Below are 15,866 nucleotides of genomic sequence, written 5' to 3'. Positions count from 1 at the left end.
CCCTCTCGGACCGAGACGGCCCGCCAGCGAATCCGGCGCGACGGCGCCCGAGTCGATCGTTTCTGGCGTCTCGGGCGACTCGCCACCCTTATAAAACTCCCGAGCGCAACGTGGCGTATGACCCGCGGGTTCTACATCGGGCGGTTCCAGCCGTTCCACAACGGCCACCGGAACGTGGTCGAGACCATCGCCGAGGAGGTCGACGAACTGGTCCTCGGCATCGGGAGCGCGGGCGACTCCCACAGCCGCCACGACCCCTTCACGGCGGGCGAACGCATCATGATGATCACCAAGTCGCTGGTGGACTCGGATCTGGTGACCTACGCGGTCCCGATTGAGGACTTAGAGCGCAACTCGGTGTGGGTCAGCCACGTCCAGAGCATGTGTCCGGACTTCGACGTCGCCTACTCGAACAACCCCCTCGTCATCCGACTCTTCGAGGAGGCGGGCGTCGAGGTGCGCCAGTCGCCGATGTTCAACCGCGACGTCCTCGAGGGCACGGAGGTCCGCGAGCGCATGATCCTCGGCGACGACTGGGAGTCGCTGGTCCCCGAGGCCGTGGTCGAGGTCGTCGAGGAGTGTGGCGGACTCGACCGGATCCAGCAGGTGAGCGACTCGGACAGCAACGGCGAGTGAACCGCCGGGTCGGGATTTTTACGGCCGGGGCGCCCCAACGATCGGCTATGATAACGCTCGCTTCGGACTTCGGATCGCCGTACCCCGCGGCGATGAAGGGCGTGTTGCTCGGCCGAACCGACGCCCGGCTAGTCGACGTGGCCCACGACTTCCCCCGCCAGAACGTGCGTGCCGCGGCGTTCTGGCTTCGGGAGGTCCTGACGTATTTCCCGGCGGCGGTCCACCTCGCGGTCGTCGACCCCGGCGTCGGCACCGAGCGGGCGGCGCTCGCGATCCGGGCCGGCGATCACGCGCTGGTCGCGCCGGACAACGGGCTCGCGCTCCCGGCGGCCCGCGCGCTGGCGGGCGAGGAGGCGGGCGTCGAGGTCTTCGACGTCGCGTACGCCGACCGAGACACCGAGAGCACCACCTTTCACGGCCGGGACGTGTTCGCGCCCGCGGCGGCCGACGTCCACGAGGCCGGCGTCGACTCGTTCGAGCGACTCGATCGGATCTCGCCGGCCGACGAGTTCGTCGACCTCCGATTTCCAGACCCCGACCGCGACGGCGCCGTGGCGGTGGGAGAGGTCCTCGTCGTCGACGGCTTCGGCAACGTCGTCACCAACGTCCCCGGGGAGTTTCTCGCCGACCGCGAGTCGGTGATCGTGAACGGCGAACCGGCGCCCGTGGCTCGCGCGTACGCCGAGCGGGCGGCCGGCGAGCGCCTCGTCACGGTCGGGAGCCACGGCAACGTCGAGCTCGCGGTCAATCGGGGCCGGGGCGAGGAGGCGTTCGGGCTCTCGGCGGGCGAACGCGTCCGGGTCGAGCGCTGACCGCAGGCCCCGCTCGCCGGGCGACCGCCGGTGGGTCGGCCGAGGGTGTGAGACCGCTCACCCCGTCGTCTCGGCCTCGTCGTACGCGGCGGCGACGCTGACGAGCCCGAACAGGAGCGCGAGGACCGCCGCGGTCGCGGTCATCCCGAACGCCGCCATCGAAATCGGCGTCATCTGGAAGGAGACGACTCCGAGGAGATCCATCGCCATCCCCTCCTGCTGGCCGGTGGTTCCGACGACCGCGCCGAGGAGTCCGGCCAGCGCGACCACCACGACCGCGGCGCCCGCGAGGTAGGGCCGCGCGGAGACTTCCCGTGTCATACCCGGACGTTCGTGTGGGCGCCGATTATGGCTATCGGTCCGGGGCGGGTAGGGCGCCGACTCCGGCTCCCGAGCCCGCGGCCCGGCTACCGGTGGGCGTTGAGCCGCTCGGCGAGGTCGGCGGCCGCCTCGCCCGCCGCCTCGTCGAACGGTCGCTCGGAGTCCTCGCCCGCGAAGATGATGCCCCGCGTCGAGTTGACGAGGCCGGCGCCGTTCGTCGCGGTCGCGCACTCGGCGGCCGCCGCGGCGTCGCCGCCCTGCGCGCCGACGCCGGGGACGAGAAACGGCAGTTCGGGGACGCGTTCGCGGACCGCCCGGAGCTCGTCGGGGGAGGTCGCGCCCACGACGAGCCCGACGTTGCCCGCGTCGTTCCACTCGGCGGCGAGGTCGGCCACGCGCTCGTAGACGCGTTCGCCCCCCGCGAGTTCGAGGTCCTGGACGTCCGCGCCGCCGGGGTTAGAGGTCCGACAGAGCAGAAAACAGCCCGCCGTCTCGCGGTCGAGAAACGGCGCCAGCGCGTCCCGTCCGAGGTAGGGGTTGAGGGTGATGGCGTCGACCGAGTCGAGAATCTTCGCGTACTGCCGGGAGGTGTTACCGATGTCGGCGCGCTTGGCGTCGAGCAACACCGGCACGCCTCGTTCGCGAGCGTAGTCGACGGTCTTTTCGAGTGCGCGCCAGCCGTCGGGGTCCTCGTAGAAGGCGGCGTTGGGCTTGAACGCGGCGGCGGACTCGCGGGTCGCGTCGATAATCCGTCGGTTGAACTCCCACCGGGGCAGGTCGGCGCCCCGGACCGCGTCGGGGAGGCGGTCCTCGTCGGGGTCCAGACCCACCGACACGACGCTGTCGATCTCGGCGATGCGGTCGGCGAGGCGGTCGAAGAACGCGGGCATTGGGCTCGGTTTCGGCGGTGTGGATACAAAAGCGTCGGATTCGGGCCGCGACCGACGACGCCGAACCCGGACCTTCAAATCCGCGGGCGCCCTACTGGCGGGCGATGGGAAACACCGATCTGCGGCAGCTCGCGGTGCTCTCGGAGGTCCCCTTCGAGGACCTCGACGGCGAGACGGTCGCCGTCGACGCCCACAACTGGCTCTACAAGTACCTCACGACGACCGTCAAGTGGACCACCGACGACGCCTACACCACCGCCGACGACACCGAGGTCGCGAACCTGATCGGCGTCGTCCAGGGGCTCCCGAAGTTCTTCGAGAACGACCTGACGCCCGTGTTCGTCTTCGACGGGTCAGTCACCGACCACAAGTCCGCGGAGATCGAACAGCGCCGGGAGGCCCGCGAGGCCCGCGAGGAGCGGCTGGAGAAAGCGCGCGAGGCGGGCGACGCGATCGAGGTCGCCCGGCTCGACGCCCACACTCAGCGGCTCACCGACACCATCCAGCGCACGACCCGGGAGCTGTTCGACCGCCTCGACGTCCCCTACATCGAGGCCCCGGCCGAGGGCGAGGCACAGGCCGCCTACATGAACCGGGTCGGCGCGGTCGACTACTGCGGGACCGAGGACTACGACGCGCTGTTGCTCGGGGCGCCGCTGACGCTCCGCCAGCTCACAAGCAAGGGCGACCCCGAGCTGATGGACTTCGAAGCCACCCTCGACGACCTCGAGGTGACGTGGGAGCAGTTGGTCGACATCGGCATCCTCTGTGGCACCGATTTCAACGAGGGCGTCTCGGGCATCGGCCCGAAGACCGCGCTCGAGACGGTCAAAGAGCACGGCGACATCTGGGGCGTGCTCGAAGCCGAGGGCGCCCACATCGACAAGGACGTCGACGTGATCCGAGAGCTGTTCCTGAACCCGTCGGTCACCGACGACTACGCGTTCGACGCCGAGATGGACCCCGACCTCGACGCCGCCCGCGAGTACGTCGTCGACGAGTGGGAGGTCAGCGCCGGGGAGGTCGAGCGCGGCTTCGAGCGCATCGAGGAGTCGGTGGTCCAGACCGGCCTCGGGGAGTGGACCTGACCGGGCCCGCCCCGCCCAGACGCCGAACGGGCGGTCCCGAAGCGCTTTTACCCGGTCCTTCCGAATCCACTCGCATGAAGCGACTCATCATCCACGGGAACCCGGGCATCCGGCGAAACGCCATCATCGAGTACGACGGCGGCGAGCGGGTCTGCTTCTCCATCAGCCGGCAGGGCGACTGGCACGGTCCCGACGAACCACAGCTGTGGTGTATCATCGGCACCGAAGACGAGCGCGAGGACTTCGCGAAGCGCAACTTCGTCCCCCACTGGCTCGAAACCGAATCGATCGACGCCGAGGCGGTCGACGTCGTCAAGGCCGCCGACGAGCTCGCGGTTTAAGCTTTCTTTCTACGACGGCCGCGGCCTCGTCCCGCGGTCGGTAGTCCAGCGCCCGTGAGATCTGCTCTCGGGCCGGCGGTACGATCGCGCCGCCAGAGAGATCGTGGAGTCGCCCCGGACAATCGCCGGCCGAGTCTCAGTCCCCGGCCACCGCATCGGCGCCCTCCGGGGCGGCCTCCGACGCGAAGAGGTACGCGAACGCGATCGACGAGACGACGATGAACCCGGCGGCAGTCCAGAACGCCACCAGCACCGTCGTGGCGTCCCAGATCGCGCCGACGAACACTGGGCCGCCGACCTGTCCGACCTTCCACGCGATCGAGCGCAACGAGAGGCTCGATCCGACCGCGTCGAAGTACTCGCCCTCCTCGACGAACAGCGCCATGCTCGCGGGAAGCCGGAGGCTGTCGCCGACGCCGAGGACGGCGTAGGCGGCGAACAGCACGAAGAAGGCGCCCGGAAGCGCCATCTGCTCGCCGAACGCCGCGAGGGTCACGCCGGGGACGTACCCCTCCGCGAACCCCGCCAGCGGGATGAGCGCGGTGCCGACAGCGTAGACGAGCGCGCCCACGAGGATGAACCGGTACTTCCGGCCGAACCGGTCGGTGAGGTCGCCGACCCACCCCTGCGTGAGTGCCTTGGTGAGCTTGCCGCCGGCCATGATCCCGCCGATGAGGAAGGCGTTGATGCCGAACCCGGTCCGGGCGTAGATCGGGAGGAACGTGATGACCGCCATCTTGCCGACGCTGAACGACCCCCGGAAGAACACGAGCGCCTTGATCGCCCGCCGGCCGAGGAGGTCCCGGATGGTCTCCATCCCGGAGGCTTCCTCGGGGTCGGCGGTCCCGCCGGGGTTGTCCCGGAGGAACAGGTACACCGAGACGAACGCCCCGATCGTGAACAGGCTGAGCGCGGCGTACGTCAGTTCGAAGCCGTAGAGAAACAGCAACAGGCCGCCGAAGATGTCGCCGAACAGGCTGGAGATGGCGCCGACCTGATTGTACGAGCCGATCCACAGCCCCCGCGACTCGTCGGGGCTGATCTCGCCGACGACGGTCGTCCCGGTCAGCCAGAGGATGCTCGCGCCCAGCCCCTGAACCGCCCGGAGCAGGATGACGTGTTCGACCGCCGAGACGAACGCGAACCCGACGAAGACGGCGACGTTGAGCACGAGTCCGGCCAGCAGGAACTTCTTCGCGTCCTTGAGGTCGATGTACCGGCCCAGCGGGAGCACGATGACCAACTGGACCGCGGCGAACGCGGTGCCAAACAGCCCCTCGACGGTGCTGGAGGTGCCGAACATGTCCGCGTACAGCGCCAGCGCGATCAGGATGGTCGAGTAGGCCTGACTCCGGGCGAACGCGGTGCTCGCCAGCGCCACGAACTCCCGGTTCCCGAACAGCCTGAGCGTCCCGCCGGTCGACTCGGCCACTGTTACGATTCGAAATGAACCCACTGACGCTCTTAAATCCGTTCGTCCCGGAAGTCCTCGCGAGGGGTTTCGTCCCCGGTTCGGCGACGAAATCCGCGCTCGTGATTGAAGGCGAAAAGAGCGATAGCCGCGACGAAGCCGCCGGTATCGGCCGGTACGCTATCCGCGGCGTCGATCGGAGCGAAGCGTAGTCGCCGGGGCGGGGCGCGCAGAGGTGGGCGATGTGAGCGCGCCGCGCCGACGGTCGACTACGCGACCGAGTAGCCGAAAAGAATCGCGCGTCGCGGCCTCAGTCTTCGAGCGCGTCGGCGATGCGCTGGAGCTGGCGGGTCGCGTCCCGAACCTCGTCGCGGAGCTGTCGGACCTCGCGGGTGAGCTCCTCGTTGCCGGCGCTCTCGCTCTCGCCGGGTCGGCCGCCGGGGCCGCCGGGCCCGCCGCCCATGCCGCCGGGGCCGCCACCGCCCATCATGCCGCCCATCATCTGGGCGAAGGGGTTGCCGCCGCCACCGCCCATGCCGCCGGGGCCGCCACCGCCCATCATCTCTTCCATCTTCTCGCGTCGGTCATCGCCCTCGCCTTCGCCTTCCTCGGCGCGCTTCTCGCGGATCTCCTCGACGCGCTCGCGGAAGGACTTCTCGTCCTCGCCGTTGTCTGTCTCGGATTCGGACTGGTCGCTGGATTCGTCGTCTGCCATGCGAACCCCTTGGCGGGCCGGGTGGAAAAGCGTGGTGTCTCGGAGACGGGACGCCCGACGGCCCTCCTCTCGGAACGGAGAGATTTTGTGCCGGGCGGCCCAACGCCCGTCAATGACCGAAGTCGTCGTCGCGGGCGGCGGACTGGCCGGACTGGTCGCGGCCCGCCACCTCGCCGAGGCGGGCGCGGACGTGCGACTGTACGAACGCCACGGCGAGGTCGGCGGCCGGGTGCGCTCGACCCGGCGTGACGGGTTCGTCTTCGACCGCGGCTTTCAGGTGCTTTTCACCGCCTACCCCGCGGTCGGGCGAGAGCTCGATCTGGACGCCCTCGACCTCCGGACGTTCGTCCCCGGCGCAGTCGTGGCCCGACCCGGCCACCGCGCGACGCTGTCGGACCCGCTCCGGGACCCGTTCAGCGCGGTCGAGACCCTGTTCAACCGCGACGTGACCGTCGGCGACAAGCTCCGGGTGCTCGGGCTCTACCGGGAGCTCCGGGACAAACCCGACGCCGAGATCTTCGGCGGTCCCGACGCCTCGACCCGCGAGTACCTCCGCGAGCGGGGCTTTTCCGGGAAGTTCCTCGCGAACTTCGCCGAGCCGTTCTACGGCGGCATCACCCTCGATCGGAGCCTCTCGACCTCTCGGAAGGCGTTCGAGTTCACGTTCAAGATGCTCGCGACCGGCGACACCGCGGTGCCGGCTCGGGGAATGGGCGCGATCAGCGACCAGCTCGCGGCGTCGGCCCGCGACGCGGGGGCCCGAATCGTCACCGACGAGACGGTGACCGAGGTCGGGACCGACGGGCGGGTCGAACTCGGCCGCGAGACCGACGCCGCCGACGCGGTGGTGGTCGCGACCGACCCGAAGCGGGCCCGCGAGCTCACCGGCGTCGACGCGATCCCGACCGACGCCAAGGGGTGTGTCACCCAGTACTACGCGTTCGACGGCGAGGAACTCGACGCCGGCAGGCGGCTGTTGCTCAACGCCGAGAGCGCGTCGCCCAACCAGATCGCCCAGCTCTCGTCGGTCGCCCCCGAGTACGCCCCCGAGGATCGCAACCTCCTGAGCGCGACGTATCTGGGCGCGCCCGACGACCCCGACGAGACGCTCGCGGCCCGGACCGCCCGCACCCTCGAATCGTGGTATCCCGAGCGCCGACTCGACCTCGACCTACTCCACACCAGCCGGATCGAGTTCGGCCAGTTCGCCCAACCGCCGGGCGTCTACGACGGCCTGCCGGCGGTTCGAGCCCCGGAGGGGTCGGTGTACCTCGCCGGCGAGTACACCGAGGCCTCGTCGCTGAACGCCGCCATGCAGAGCGGGCGGACGGCCGCCCGCGCGGTGCGGGCGGACCTCGACTTACAGTAGTCGGCGAAACTCCCCGAGCGGCGGGAACTCGAGCGTCTCCCCGCGGTCGTCGTCTCTGACCACCGGCCGGAGCGCGTCGGCGTCGGTCACGAGCGGCGACATGAAGTCGCCGGTCCGCATGCCGTTGACCGTCGATCCGGGCGCCAGACGGGTGAACGCCGGGAGCACCAGCACGTCGGCCCCGCGGAACGCGCCGGGGCCGTAGAGCAGACAGGGCCGGCGCTTGCCCTCGATCTCGATCGCCGGGTGGTCGTGGCCGACGACGTACCGGTCGGCGTCGGCGTGGGGGTCGGGGCGCTCGTGGCCGTGACAGATCACGGTGTCGGCGACGCGGTAGGCGTCGGTGGCCGCCACGTCGAACGAGTCGAGTAGCCGGTCGTGGTTGCCCCGGACGACGGTCAGGTCCGCGCCGGCGTCGGCGACCGCCGCCGCCAGCCCGTCGACCGTCTCCGCGACGCCGTCGGGGATCCGATCGAAGGCGTGGAGCAGGTCGCCCGCGACGACGACGTCGCCGGGGGCGAACGCGTCGAGCAGGTCCGCGAGCCGACCGGTCAGGTCCGCGCGTTCCCCGAACGGGATCTCGACCGCGGAGGCGGCGTCTCGGCCGACGTGGACGTCCGCGACGACGAGCGCGTCGGCGTCGGGGAGGTAGACCGCGCGATCGCGGTATCGGGCGTTCATCGGTCGGGGAAACGGGCCGGCCCCCTTTGCCCGTTGCGGTGGCGCGGGCGCCACCGTCCGCTGACCGACCGCGGGGATTTTTACCGTCCCGCCCGCCAGTTTCGGACATGTCCGACGTTCTGGAGAACAAGCGCGCCGCCACCCGGTTTCGCATCCTCGCGGAGATCGCGGAGCGCCAGCCCGCGGTGAGTCAGGGCGAGATCGCCGAGGCGGTCGGCGTGACGAGTCAGGCGGTCAGCGAGTACATCCGCGCGCTGGTCGAGGACGGACTCGTCGAGAAGGAGGGTCGGTCGCGCTACAGCGTCACCAAGGAGGGCGTCGACTGGCTCCTCCAGGAGGCGACCGACGTGCGCCGGTACGCCGACCGGGTCACCGAAGACATCCTCGGGAGCGTCAGGGAGGAGGCCGCGATCGCGACCGACGACATCGAGGAGGGCCAGACGGTGACTCTCACGCTTTCGGAGGGACTGCTCCACGCGAGTCCGGGCGAGACGGGGCCGGCGACCGGCGCCGCGACCACCGACGCCGAGGCCGGCGCGGACGTGGGGGTCACCGGCTTCGAGGGAATCATCGACTTCGAGCCCGGCACCGTGACCGTCTATCAGGTCCCGCCCGTCCGGTCGGGCGGAGCCGGCGCGACCGACGCCGACGCGCTGGCGGCCGCCTGCGAGTCGGCCGATCTGGTGGCGGCCACGGGCGTCGAGGCCGTCGTGGCGCTCGGACGCGCCGACCGTGAGCCCGCCACGACGTTCGCCGCCGGGGAGGTCGCGGCCGCGGCCGCCGACCGCGGGCTCGACGCGGTGGTGGTCGTCACCGCCGACGTCGTCGGTCGGGTCACCGACGCGCTCCGGGACGGCAACGTCACCTACGAGGTGTCGGATCTCAGCTGACTCGCTTCCGGGCGGTCGTGTACGCCTCCCGGACCCGCTGGAACCGCTCGCGGTCGCCGCCGTGGTCCGGGTGGACCTCCTTTACCTTCTCGCGGTAGGCCCGTTTCACCTCGGGAGCGCTCGCGCCCGGCGAGACGCCGAGCACCGCGAACGCCGCCTCACGCGGGTCGAGTCGGTCGTCGTCTTCGCCCGCCACCTCCGGGGTCTCGAACGGGAGTCGGTCGCCGAGGTGCATCCCGGGCATCTCGTGTTCGACGAGGACGGCGCGGGTCGGCGAGTGCTCTATCCGGAAGTACGCCCGGGCGTCGAAGGTGATCGCCACGTCGCGCTCCGGGAGGTAGAACGCGACGTGTTGGCCCTCGACGAAGTGGTCCTCGGCGAACGCCTCGCCGATGGTCGAGAGGTACTGGCGGATCTCGGTCCGACGCCGCCCCTCGCCGGTCGCGGTCGGGCGGGTCGGTTCGGTCGGATACAGTCGCGCTCCGGCCACGAAGATGCCGGCGATGAGCGCCCCGATAGCGCCGGACAGCCAGAGTCCGACGACCAGCCATTCGGGCAACACGGCCGTCGCTACGTCCTGTATCGTAAAGAATCTCTCGCAAATAGTTTCTACTCGGTACGTATAGAAATAATGGCAACATTAATGGTCGTAGCACTGGATGCACTCAACGGCACATGTCAGGTCGGCACTGTCGTACCGAACAATGACACTACGAGATGCAGACGCGGACAACGAGCGGACCCTCGACCCGAGCGAGATCCACAACGTCCTCCGTAACGACCGGCGACGACACGCGATTCAGCACCTCAGAGACGTCGACGAGACGCTGTCGGTCGACGCGCTGGCCGAGCACATCGCCGCGGTCGAGACCGGGGAGTCGCCGCCCCCCAGAGATGTCCGCAAGAGCGTCTACGTGTCACTTCACCAGACACACCTCCCGAAGCTAGACGAACTCGATATTGTCGACTACGATCAACGCGAGCAACTGCTCGAACTCCGCGACCGGGTCGAGGAGGTGGAGGTGTACATGGAGGTCGTCCCCGAGGGCGACATCTCGTGGGCGACCTACTACCTCGGGGTGAGCGCGCTCGGGCTCGCGACGCTGTCGGCGGTCCAGTTCGACCTGGCGTTCGTCTCGTCGTTCACCACGACCTTCTGGGCGTGGTACTTTCTCGTGCTGGTAGGGCTGTCTGCGAGTTACCACGCCTACACCGAGCGAAAGCGACGGGTCTTCGACTCGTAGGGGCGGCGAAAATCAGCCGATGTACCGGAGGTTCTCGTCGGTCGCCATCGCGTTCTGCTGGCTCTCCATCTCCTGGATCTTGTTCGCCACGTCCTCCATCTCGTCGGCTCGCTCCTCCAGGGCGTCGAACGCGATCTCGAAGCCGAGCACGTCTTCGAGCACTTCGAGGACCGCCTGTGCGCTCTTGGGGTCGACGAGGTAGCCGCTCGTCTCGCCCATCAGGCAGGCCGCCCGGAGCCCGCGGCGCTCGCCGAGCCCGAGCAACAGGCCGCTGGTCCCGACGATACCGCCGGCGGGCTCGTCCTCGCGGAACTCGACGCCGACCTCGCGGAGCTCCTCGACGAACTCGGCGTCGGTGGCGGCGCCCAGAACCGCGTACTCCTCGACGAGCTCGCCGGTCGGGACACCCCCGAGCGCGTAGACGGCCTCGGCGTCGAACGACTCGGCCACGTCGAGAAAGGCGTCGGTGACCCGGTAGTGGCCCGCGTTGTCGCCGGCCTGCTGGTCGCCGGTCAGCACTAGCAGGTCCCGATCCGCGAGTTCGACCGCGTGGACCGTCGCGCAGACGAGGTCGGTCGTGCCGTCCTCGTTCATCCCGACCTGCGGCGGGAAGTGCTCGGAGTACACCCGGCGGACGACCTCGCTTTCTTTCTCTTCGAGGAGGTGTTCGGCCGCGAGCTTTCCGACGTGGCCCACGCCCGGGAGCCCCTCGACGAAGACGGGGTCCCGGAGCTGTGGGTCCGCGACGACCTCGATGTCGATCTCGTCCATGTGGCTTACTCGCGGGCGCGCTCCTTAAGTGCCCGTCGGTACTCGCCGTAGGGGTCCTCGGGGTTGAACGGCGCGGGCGCGGTGTTGACGGCGTCGGCTCCGCAGTCGGGACAGCTCGGAGAAAGGGTGTACCGCGGTCGGTCGTGTTCCTCGCGCCACGCCGAACAGACGCGGATGTCGGATTTCATCTACTCGTCGTCGGTCTGTCGCTCGCGGTGGAACGACGCGGTACCGCCCAGCGACTCGATCGCCGACTCCGCGCGGGCCGCGCTCTCTTCGAGTTGGGACTCGGCGGTCTTGTAGTTGGGCGCCCGCACCCGGATCCGGTACTCGGGCGCGCCGACGTACGTCACTTCGAGGTCGATCTCGCCGGGGATGTCGCCGTTCCCCTCGGCGGCCTGAAGCGCCTCTTTCACGTCGTCGACGCCGTCGCCGTCCGGGCTCTCGAGGTCGACGTACCCCGTGACCGTGACGTACGGCACCGAGACGTTCTCGCGGGCGGTCTCGACGATCCGGTCGCGCTCCTCGTCGGTGATGTCGACCTCGTCGAGTTCCTCGTGGCCGTGGATCGCGGCCTGCTCGAACCCGTCGTAGAGGCTCCCGAACGCCGCGATGAGTTCGTTGGCGACCGACGCGTACTTTTCGTCGGAGACGTCCTCGCCGAACGCCAGCGTCATCCAGTTGTCGGCCTTCTGCTCGTTTTTCCACTCCTGGATCTTCTCGGAGCGCTGGTGGTCGTTGACGTCTTTCAGCGAGAGGTCGATCTGCTGGGCGCTCTCGTCGACTTCCAGCACCTTGCAGACGACCGTCTGGCCCTCGTTGACGTGGTCGCGGATGTTCTTGATCCACCCGCTCGCGACCTCGCTGACGTGGATGAGCCCGCGCTTGTCCTCGTACTCGTCGAGGTCGACGAACACGCCGAAGTCCTCGATCTCGTCGATCTTGCCGACGACGAGTTCGCCGGGTTCGGGCCAGCCGCTGTATTTCATCGGGCCTGAACGGTCTCAGTCACTTCGCCTTCGATGTCGGCCTTCCCGCCGGTGGGTCGGGCGAGCGTCGCGCCACAGACCGCGCAGGCGACCTCGGTCGCGGCCTTGTCGAAGACGGTCTGTTCGTTGTCGCAGTCGGGACATTCGACGGTGTAGAAGTTACCTGCCATTGTTACTCCTGAAGCTCCAGTCGGCCGGCGCGCCATCCCTCGCGGAGGTGGGCCTTGCCACACTCGCTGCACAGATACTTGAGGTCGGTCTTCTTGGTGGGCTTGTCGCCACCGGGCACCTTCGAGAACCGACCGCGGTTGCCGATACCCTTACTCCCCTCGCGTTGCTTGCGCTGGTCCCACTTCATGCCGGTCGAGCGACCCGTCCGGACCTTCTGGACCTCGTGTTCTTCGTGGGCTTTGCAGTGGGGGCAGTACGTATTGAAGCGTCGTGGCATCTGCATAGATATCTACCTTACCGCGAGTTTACGTCGCGGGGCTTAAAACCCGTTTGGTTCGCGACCGTCTCGGACCCCGGACTCGACGCCGGGTTCGCGACGAACGCGACGACACCGTACCCCCGAAAGCGGTCGGCGAGCCCTACCAGTCGGAGCGCGAGGGGTAAAGCAGGTCGCTTAACTTACCGCGCCCGCTACGCCGGACCAAGAATGGAGTTCTGTGACGAGTGCGGTTCGATGATGAAAGCCGAGGACGAACTGTGGGTCTGTGGGAGCTGTGGCAACAAGACGCCGAAAGACCCCGAGGCCAACTACGTCGTGACCGAAGACCAGGAGATCAGCGAGGTCATCGAGTCCGGCGGCGAGAACAGCGCACTGCCGACCACCGAGGCCCACTGCCCGGAATGTGGCCACGATCGCGCCCGGTGGTACATGCAACAGATCCGGGCGGCCGACGAGAGCGAGACGCGCTTTTTCATCTGCACCGAGTGCGAGCACAAGTGGCGCGAGGACGATAATTAGCGACGACCTTTTGCTGCGCTCGCTTGCAAACGCTCGATCAAAAACACGTCGTCACCCCCTTCGGGGGCTCCTCGGTCCGCTCGCTCCCTCCGGTCGCTCGCGGTGATTTCGGAGTGCGACGGTCGAAGATCAGCCGAGCGCGCGATCTTTAATTCGCGGGCCGAGCGACGCCTCACTCGACCGCGTTCGCGACCCGTCCTCGCCCCTCTTTCAGGACGTACTTGAGCACGTCCTCGCCTTCGGGGATGGTGTAGAGATCGCCGACCTCCTCGGGCGAGTGGGGGTCGGCGCCCGCCGCGACGCGCTCGATGCCCGAGACCAGCACGTCGTCGGAGACGTCGAACAGTCGGCGTCGGACCTCCGGCCACGTCCGGGCGTCGCGGATGTCGACCGGCTCGTAGGCCACCATCTCGCCCCCGTCGAGGGTCTCGGTGAGCCGCTGGAGCGTGACGCCCGCCGCGTCCTCGCCGTTGAGGAACTCCCAGAACCCGCAGGGTTGGCCGCGATATTCCCTGAGATCGCCGTGGTGGAAGCTCAACACGCCCCGGTCGGGCGCGTCGAGCGCGTCGCCTTTGAGGATGCCAAACGCGAACCGGACCGCCACGTCGGTGGCATCGAGCGCGTCGACGCCGGCCGGCGGCAACACGTTGCCGAAGTCCGACGCCGGCTCGGGGTCGCACTCGACGACCTCGGGATCGCCCAGCCCCGCGATCGAGGAGAGCGAGCGCGGCCGGAAGTGCTCGGGGAGCCTCCCGAGCCTGAGCGCGATGCTGACCGGCGCCCACGTCGGGTTCTCGCGGACCCGCCGGAGCGCGTCGGCGAGTCCGCGCTCGCCGGCGCCGGTCGAGTCGCGCTGGACGATCAGGTGCGTGACTGTCGCGTCCGTCCGGGCGAGCATCGCCTCGATCGCGCGCGCCTGCCACGCCGGAACGTCGAAGCCTCGAACCAACAGGCCGACCCGTAGCTGTGTGCCCGTCATGAAAGCGATAGGTGTCGAAAACGAGGGCCGCGACGGACTTTGTTATAGGCGGCCTACCGCGCGTTCGCCCGGCCTACGCCCGTGGGCTATCGGCGCGCGAACGTCAGGTAGCCGGTGTGGCCGACGCCGGCGGTCGAGGGTCGCGAGCCCCGGTCGTCGAAGTCCATCTCGCGCTGGATCGTCTCGAAGGTCCGGATCTCGCCGAGCCCCGCCTCGCGGGCGGCCTCGACGACCTCGCGGGTCTGCTCGACGAACGGCGAGTACACCGCGACGAAGCCGCCACGGACGAGCAGGTCGGGCGCCCGGGCCACGACCTCGTCGGCGTCGGCGGTGTCGAGGGTGAGCACGTCGAACCCCCCGAGGTCGTCGAGCCGGTCGAGAACGTCGCCCGCACGCACGTCGACCGAGTCGGCGACGTCCGCAAGCACCATGTTCTCGCGCGCGACCTCGGCGAACTCCGGGTCGCGCTCGAACGTCGTCACGTCGGCGCCCGCCCGGGCGAGGAACGCCGACAGCACGCCGGTCCCGGTGCCGGCGTCGAGCACGCGGTCCCCGTGTGCGACGCCCGTGTGGCCGACGACAAGCCCCACGTCGCGGGGCATCATCGGCGCGCCGGTGCGCTCGAAGTGGTTGAACAGGTCCGGGCCGCGGAGCTCGCGCACCTCGAAGGGTTCGCCGAGATGGGTCTCGAGCGTGTCGCCCGACTCGACGTCTTCGGGCACGTCGAGGACCCCGAGGTCGGTCTGGAGCTCCTCGCCCGGGTCCCGGAGGTACTCCCGGTCGCCGTGGACGAGCAGGACGGTCACTCTAGGCGCTCGACCGCGGCCGCGAGGTCGCCGTCGGTCGCCTCGAGCGCCTCGCGGGCGTCGTCCTGGCTCGCGCCCGTCCGTTGGGCGACGAGCTCGACGTCCGAGTCAGGAATGTCGCCCGACGCGGCGTCCGTCTCCTCGGCGTCGCCGGACTCGACTGCGCCGGCGCTCGCCTCGCGGGACTCGGGCTCGCCGACGACCTGGTAGGTCTCCTGTCCGCGGGCGTCCATCACGGTGATGTCCGGGTTCTCGAACACCAGCTCCTCGCCGTCGGACTTGCGGATGATTACCTCCTCGGCGTCCAGTTCGTCCACGTCGATGCCCATCTGCTTCATCATCTGCTGCATCTTGCGGGGGTCGAGCCCACCGCCGCCTCCTCCGAACATACTCGAACCGTCGGAAGCCGGGAGGATAAGCGTGTTGGACCGCGCCGGCGTCGGGCGACCGGAATGCCGGGTTCACTCGGCGTCGACCGCGCCCTCGCGGACCATCACGGCCATCCCGGTGTCGAAGTCGGCCATCGCGTCGGCCGACAGCTCCGCCCGGCCCACGCCGAGGAGGTCGCCGTCGGCCTCGTGGACGATCGCGACCTCGTCGCCGGGCCGGACGTCGGGGTCGACCGCCGAGACGAACTTCGCGAAGACGTTCTTGCCCTCGCGGACGAACGGTTCGCTCTCGTCGCCGACGACGACCCGACCCGCGGGCGCCTCAAGGGCGTCGAGGAGCCGTCGGCCGCCGGCGAGACCCAGCGTGAATCGGCCGTCGGTGCCGTAGGTGACGATCCGGCCGTCGGTCGCGACGACCTGCTGGGGCCGCCCCGACGAGGAGCGTCGCACTTCGAGGTCGGCCTCGGCGGGAAACAGCGCGGCGCCTGCGCCCGCCCCGAACTGGTAGTCCGCGGTCGTCCGGAGCGAGGGGAGATCCTCGGTCGAACTCATTGGCCGCGAGTT

24 protein-coding genes are annotated in these 15,866 nt (G+C 69.4%); 9 read left to right on the top strand and 15 right to left on the bottom strand.

Annotated elements, in window-relative coordinates; translation table 11 throughout:
- Positions 1-117 precede the first annotated feature (117 nt).
- Positions 118-636, top strand: coding sequence for a nicotinamide-nucleotide adenylyltransferase (locus EPY72_RS01455; RefSeq protein WP_135805340.1), 519 nt, complete (start codon positions 118-120; stop codon positions 634-636).
- A 47-nt stretch (positions 637-683) separates the two neighbouring features.
- On the top strand, positions 684-1,448 hold the full coding sequence (locus EPY72_RS01450) for an SAM hydrolase/SAM-dependent halogenase family protein (RefSeq protein WP_134670749.1): 765 nt from the start codon (positions 684-686) through the stop codon (positions 1,446-1,448).
- A 57-nt stretch (positions 1,449-1,505) separates the two neighbouring features.
- Here the strand turns inward: EPY72_RS01450 and EPY72_RS01445 are convergent, their stop codons facing one another.
- Complete coding sequence (locus EPY72_RS01445) at positions 1,506-1,769, bottom strand: DUF7520 family protein (protein WP_134670750.1); 264 nt, start codon at positions 1,767-1,769, stop codon at positions 1,506-1,508.
- An 86-nt stretch (positions 1,770-1,855) separates the two neighbouring features.
- On the bottom strand, positions 1,856-2,659 hold the full coding sequence (gene pyrF, locus EPY72_RS01440; protein WP_135805339.1) for an orotidine-5'-phosphate decarboxylase: 804 nt from the start codon (positions 2,657-2,659) through the stop codon (positions 1,856-1,858).
- Positions 2,660-2,763: 104 nt separating this feature from the next.
- Between pyrF and fen the strand changes: the two genes are divergently transcribed.
- Both fen and EPY72_RS01430 read left to right on the top strand, forming a co-directional pair.
- Positions 2,764-3,747, top strand: a complete 984-nt coding sequence (fen, locus tag EPY72_RS01435) for a flap endonuclease-1 (protein ID WP_135805338.1) — start codon at positions 2,764-2,766, stop codon at positions 3,745-3,747.
- A gap of 74 nt (positions 3,748-3,821) precedes the next feature.
- Complete coding sequence (locus EPY72_RS01430) at positions 3,822-4,088, top strand: HAH_0734 family protein (protein WP_134670753.1); 267 nt, start codon at positions 3,822-3,824, stop codon at positions 4,086-4,088.
- Positions 4,089-4,224: 136 nt separating this feature from the next.
- On the opposite strand, the gene EPY72_RS01425 is transcribed toward EPY72_RS01430, so the two are convergent.
- Positions 4,225-5,520, bottom strand: coding sequence for an MFS transporter (locus EPY72_RS01425; RefSeq protein WP_134670754.1), 1,296 nt, complete (start codon positions 5,518-5,520; stop codon positions 4,225-4,227).
- A gap of 14 nt (positions 5,521-5,534) precedes the next feature.
- On the opposite strand from EPY72_RS01425, the gene EPY72_RS19155 reads away from it, so the two are divergent.
- Positions 5,535-5,711 carry a hypothetical protein gene (locus tag EPY72_RS19155; protein ID WP_168215987.1) on the top strand — a complete coding sequence of 59 codons (177 nt, stop codon included), beginning with the start codon at positions 5,535-5,537 and terminating at the stop codon, positions 5,709-5,711.
- 98 nt (positions 5,712-5,809) lie between these two features.
- On the opposite strand, the gene EPY72_RS01420 is transcribed toward EPY72_RS19155, so the two are convergent.
- Positions 5,810-6,214, bottom strand: a complete 405-nt coding sequence (locus EPY72_RS01420) for a hypothetical protein (protein WP_134670755.1) — start codon at positions 6,212-6,214, stop codon at positions 5,810-5,812.
- A 112-nt stretch (positions 6,215-6,326) separates the two neighbouring features.
- Between EPY72_RS01420 and EPY72_RS01415 the strand changes: the two genes are divergently transcribed.
- On the top strand, positions 6,327-7,583 hold the full coding sequence (locus EPY72_RS01415; protein ID WP_135805337.1) for an NAD(P)/FAD-dependent oxidoreductase: 1,257 nt from the start codon (positions 6,327-6,329) through the stop codon (positions 7,581-7,583).
- Here the strand turns inward: EPY72_RS01415 and EPY72_RS01410 are convergent.
- Positions 7,575-8,264, bottom strand: coding sequence for a metallophosphoesterase (locus EPY72_RS01410; protein WP_135805336.1), 690 nt, complete (start codon positions 8,262-8,264; stop codon positions 7,575-7,577). The two genes, EPY72_RS01415 and EPY72_RS01410, sit on opposite strands and share 9 nt — an antisense overlap.
- A gap of 107 nt (positions 8,265-8,371) precedes the next feature.
- On the opposite strand from EPY72_RS01410, the gene EPY72_RS01405 reads away from it, so the two are divergent.
- Positions 8,372-9,154, top strand: coding sequence for a DUF7839 domain-containing protein (locus tag EPY72_RS01405; RefSeq protein WP_135805335.1), 783 nt, complete (start codon positions 8,372-8,374; stop codon positions 9,152-9,154).
- On the opposite strand, the gene EPY72_RS01400 is transcribed toward EPY72_RS01405, so the two are convergent.
- Positions 9,147-9,713, bottom strand: coding sequence for a J domain-containing protein (locus EPY72_RS01400; protein WP_134670959.1), 567 nt, complete (start codon positions 9,711-9,713; stop codon positions 9,147-9,149). The two genes, EPY72_RS01405 and EPY72_RS01400, sit on opposite strands and share 8 nt — an antisense overlap.
- A gap of 145 nt (positions 9,714-9,858) precedes the next feature.
- Here EPY72_RS01400 and EPY72_RS01395 point away from each other — a divergent pair, with 145 nt between their 5' ends.
- A complete protein-coding gene (locus EPY72_RS01395; protein WP_134670759.1) occupies positions 9,859-10,398 on the top strand; it encodes a DUF7344 domain-containing protein in 540 nt (179 codons plus the stop codon).
- Between the two features lie 12 nt (positions 10,399-10,410).
- Here the strand turns inward: EPY72_RS01395 and EPY72_RS01390 are convergent, their stop codons facing one another.
- From EPY72_RS01390 to EPY72_RS01370, 5 genes are read right to left on the bottom strand one after another with little or no spacing between them, the layout of a single operon-like run.
- Complete coding sequence (locus EPY72_RS01390) at positions 10,411-11,169, bottom strand: proteasome assembly chaperone family protein (RefSeq protein ID WP_134670760.1); 759 nt, start codon at positions 11,167-11,169, stop codon at positions 10,411-10,413.
- Positions 11,170-11,174: 5 nt separating this feature from the next.
- Positions 11,175-11,357, bottom strand: coding sequence for an RNA-protein complex protein Nop10 (locus tag EPY72_RS01385; RefSeq protein ID WP_134670761.1), 183 nt, complete (start codon positions 11,355-11,357; stop codon positions 11,175-11,177).
- Entirely contained in the window at positions 11,358-12,158 is an 801-nt protein-coding gene (locus tag EPY72_RS01380; protein ID WP_135805334.1) for a translation initiation factor IF-2 subunit alpha, read from the bottom strand.
- Positions 12,155-12,328, bottom strand: a complete 174-nt coding sequence (locus EPY72_RS01375) for a 30S ribosomal protein S27e (protein ID WP_134670763.1) — start codon at positions 12,326-12,328, stop codon at positions 12,155-12,157. Before EPY72_RS01375 ends, EPY72_RS01380 begins: the two co-directional genes overlap by 4 nt.
- A gap of 2 nt (positions 12,329-12,330) precedes the next feature.
- Positions 12,331-12,612 carry a 50S ribosomal protein L44e gene (locus tag EPY72_RS01370; RefSeq protein WP_134670764.1) on the bottom strand — a complete coding sequence of 94 codons (282 nt, stop codon included), beginning with the start codon at positions 12,610-12,612 and terminating at the stop codon, positions 12,331-12,333.
- A gap of 204 nt (positions 12,613-12,816) precedes the next feature.
- On the opposite strand from EPY72_RS01370, the gene EPY72_RS01365 reads away from it, so the two are divergent.
- Positions 12,817-13,128, top strand: coding sequence for a transcription factor S (locus tag EPY72_RS01365; RefSeq protein ID WP_134670765.1), 312 nt, complete (start codon positions 12,817-12,819; stop codon positions 13,126-13,128).
- 172 nt (positions 13,129-13,300) lie between these two features.
- Here EPY72_RS01365 and EPY72_RS01360 read toward each other — a convergent pair whose 3' ends face one another.
- The 4 genes from EPY72_RS01360 to EPY72_RS01345 all read right to left on the bottom strand — a co-directional run bounded on the left by EPY72_RS01360 (position 13,301) and on the right by EPY72_RS01345 (position 15,854).
- Positions 13,301-14,107 (bottom strand): formyltransferase family protein, encoded by an 807-nt coding sequence (locus tag EPY72_RS01360; protein ID WP_134670766.1) that lies wholly within the window; start codon positions 14,105-14,107, stop codon positions 13,301-13,303.
- Between the two features lie 86 nt (positions 14,108-14,193).
- Positions 14,194-14,913: a tRNA (adenine-N1)-methyltransferase gene (locus EPY72_RS01355; RefSeq protein WP_135805333.1), complete on the bottom strand. Its 720-nt coding sequence runs from the start codon at positions 14,911-14,913 to the stop codon at positions 14,194-14,196.
- Positions 14,910-15,302, bottom strand: coding sequence for a nascent polypeptide-associated complex protein (locus EPY72_RS01350; protein ID WP_134670768.1), 393 nt, complete (start codon positions 15,300-15,302; stop codon positions 14,910-14,912). The genes EPY72_RS01355 and EPY72_RS01350 overlap by 4 nt, the downstream gene beginning before the upstream one ends.
- Before the next feature lie 72 nt (positions 15,303-15,374).
- Positions 15,375-15,854 carry a PUA domain-containing protein gene (locus EPY72_RS01345; RefSeq protein ID WP_134670769.1) on the bottom strand — a complete coding sequence of 160 codons (480 nt, stop codon included), beginning with the start codon at positions 15,852-15,854 and terminating at the stop codon, positions 15,375-15,377.
- Positions 15,855-15,866: the final 12 nt, after the last annotated feature.

The sequence above is a fragment of the Halorussus marinus genome (assembly GCF_004765795.1).
GTDB classification, from domain to species: domain Archaea; phylum Halobacteriota; class Halobacteria; order Halobacteriales; family Haladaptataceae; genus Halorussus; species Halorussus marinus.
The sequence above is the reverse complement of the archived record's forward strand: the minus strand, read 5'-3'. Positions and strand labels throughout refer to the sequence as shown.

What these genes read in the sequence shown, in the direction of transcription:
- EPY72_RS01455 (WP_135805340.1), top strand. Translation starts at nt 118, where the DNA reads ATGACCCGCGGGTTCTACATCGGGCGGTTCCAGCCGTTCCACAACGGC.
- EPY72_RS01450 (WP_134670749.1), top strand. Translation starts at nt 684, where the DNA reads ATGATAACGCTCGCTTCGGACTTCGGATCGCCGTACCCCGCGGCGATG.
- EPY72_RS01445 (WP_134670750.1), bottom strand. Translation starts at nt 1,769, where the DNA reads ATGACACGGGAAGTCTCCGCGCGGCCCTACCTCGCGGGCGCCGCGGTC.
- pyrF (WP_135805339.1), bottom strand. Translation starts at nt 2,659, where the DNA reads ATGCCCGCGTTCTTCGACCGCCTCGCCGACCGCATCGCCGAGATCGAC.
- fen (WP_135805338.1), top strand. Translation starts at nt 2,764, where the DNA reads ATGGGAAACACCGATCTGCGGCAGCTCGCGGTGCTCTCGGAGGTCCCC.
- EPY72_RS01430 (WP_134670753.1), top strand. Translation starts at nt 3,822, where the DNA reads ATGAAGCGACTCATCATCCACGGGAACCCGGGCATCCGGCGAAACGCC.
- EPY72_RS19155 (WP_168215987.1), top strand. Translation starts at nt 5,535, where the DNA reads ATGAACCCACTGACGCTCTTAAATCCGTTCGTCCCGGAAGTCCTCGCG.
- EPY72_RS01420 (WP_134670755.1), bottom strand. Translation starts at nt 6,214, where the DNA reads ATGGCAGACGACGAATCCAGCGACCAGTCCGAATCCGAGACAGACAAC.
- EPY72_RS01415 (WP_135805337.1), top strand. Translation starts at nt 6,327, where the DNA reads ATGACCGAAGTCGTCGTCGCGGGCGGCGGACTGGCCGGACTGGTCGCG.
- EPY72_RS01410 (WP_135805336.1), bottom strand. Translation starts at nt 8,264, where the DNA reads ATGAACGCCCGATACCGCGATCGCGCGGTCTACCTCCCCGACGCCGAC.
- EPY72_RS01405 (WP_135805335.1), top strand. Translation starts at nt 8,372, where the DNA reads ATGTCCGACGTTCTGGAGAACAAGCGCGCCGCCACCCGGTTTCGCATC.
- EPY72_RS01395 (WP_134670759.1), top strand. Translation starts at nt 9,859, where the DNA reads ATGACACTACGAGATGCAGACGCGGACAACGAGCGGACCCTCGACCCG.
- EPY72_RS01390 (WP_134670760.1), bottom strand. Translation starts at nt 11,169, where the DNA reads ATGGACGAGATCGACATCGAGGTCGTCGCGGACCCACAGCTCCGGGAC.
- EPY72_RS01385 (WP_134670761.1), bottom strand. Translation starts at nt 11,357, where the DNA reads ATGAAATCCGACATCCGCGTCTGTTCGGCGTGGCGCGAGGAACACGAC.
- EPY72_RS01380 (WP_135805334.1), bottom strand. Translation starts at nt 12,158, where the DNA reads ATGAAATACAGCGGCTGGCCCGAACCCGGCGAACTCGTCGTCGGCAAG.
- EPY72_RS01375 (WP_134670763.1), bottom strand. Translation starts at nt 12,328, where the DNA reads ATGGCAGGTAACTTCTACACCGTCGAATGTCCCGACTGCGACAACGAA.
- EPY72_RS01370 (WP_134670764.1), bottom strand. Translation starts at nt 12,612, where the DNA reads ATGCAGATGCCACGACGCTTCAATACGTACTGCCCCCACTGCAAAGCC.
- EPY72_RS01365 (WP_134670765.1), top strand. Translation starts at nt 12,817, where the DNA reads ATGGAGTTCTGTGACGAGTGCGGTTCGATGATGAAAGCCGAGGACGAA.
- EPY72_RS01360 (WP_134670766.1), bottom strand. Translation starts at nt 14,107, where the DNA reads ATGACGGGCACACAGCTACGGGTCGGCCTGTTGGTTCGAGGCTTCGAC.
- EPY72_RS01350 (WP_134670768.1), bottom strand. Translation starts at nt 15,302, where the DNA reads ATGTTCGGAGGAGGCGGCGGTGGGCTCGACCCCCGCAAGATGCAGCAG.
- EPY72_RS01345 (WP_134670769.1), bottom strand. Translation starts at nt 15,854, where the DNA reads ATGAGTTCGACCGAGGATCTCCCCTCGCTCCGGACGACCGCGGACTAC.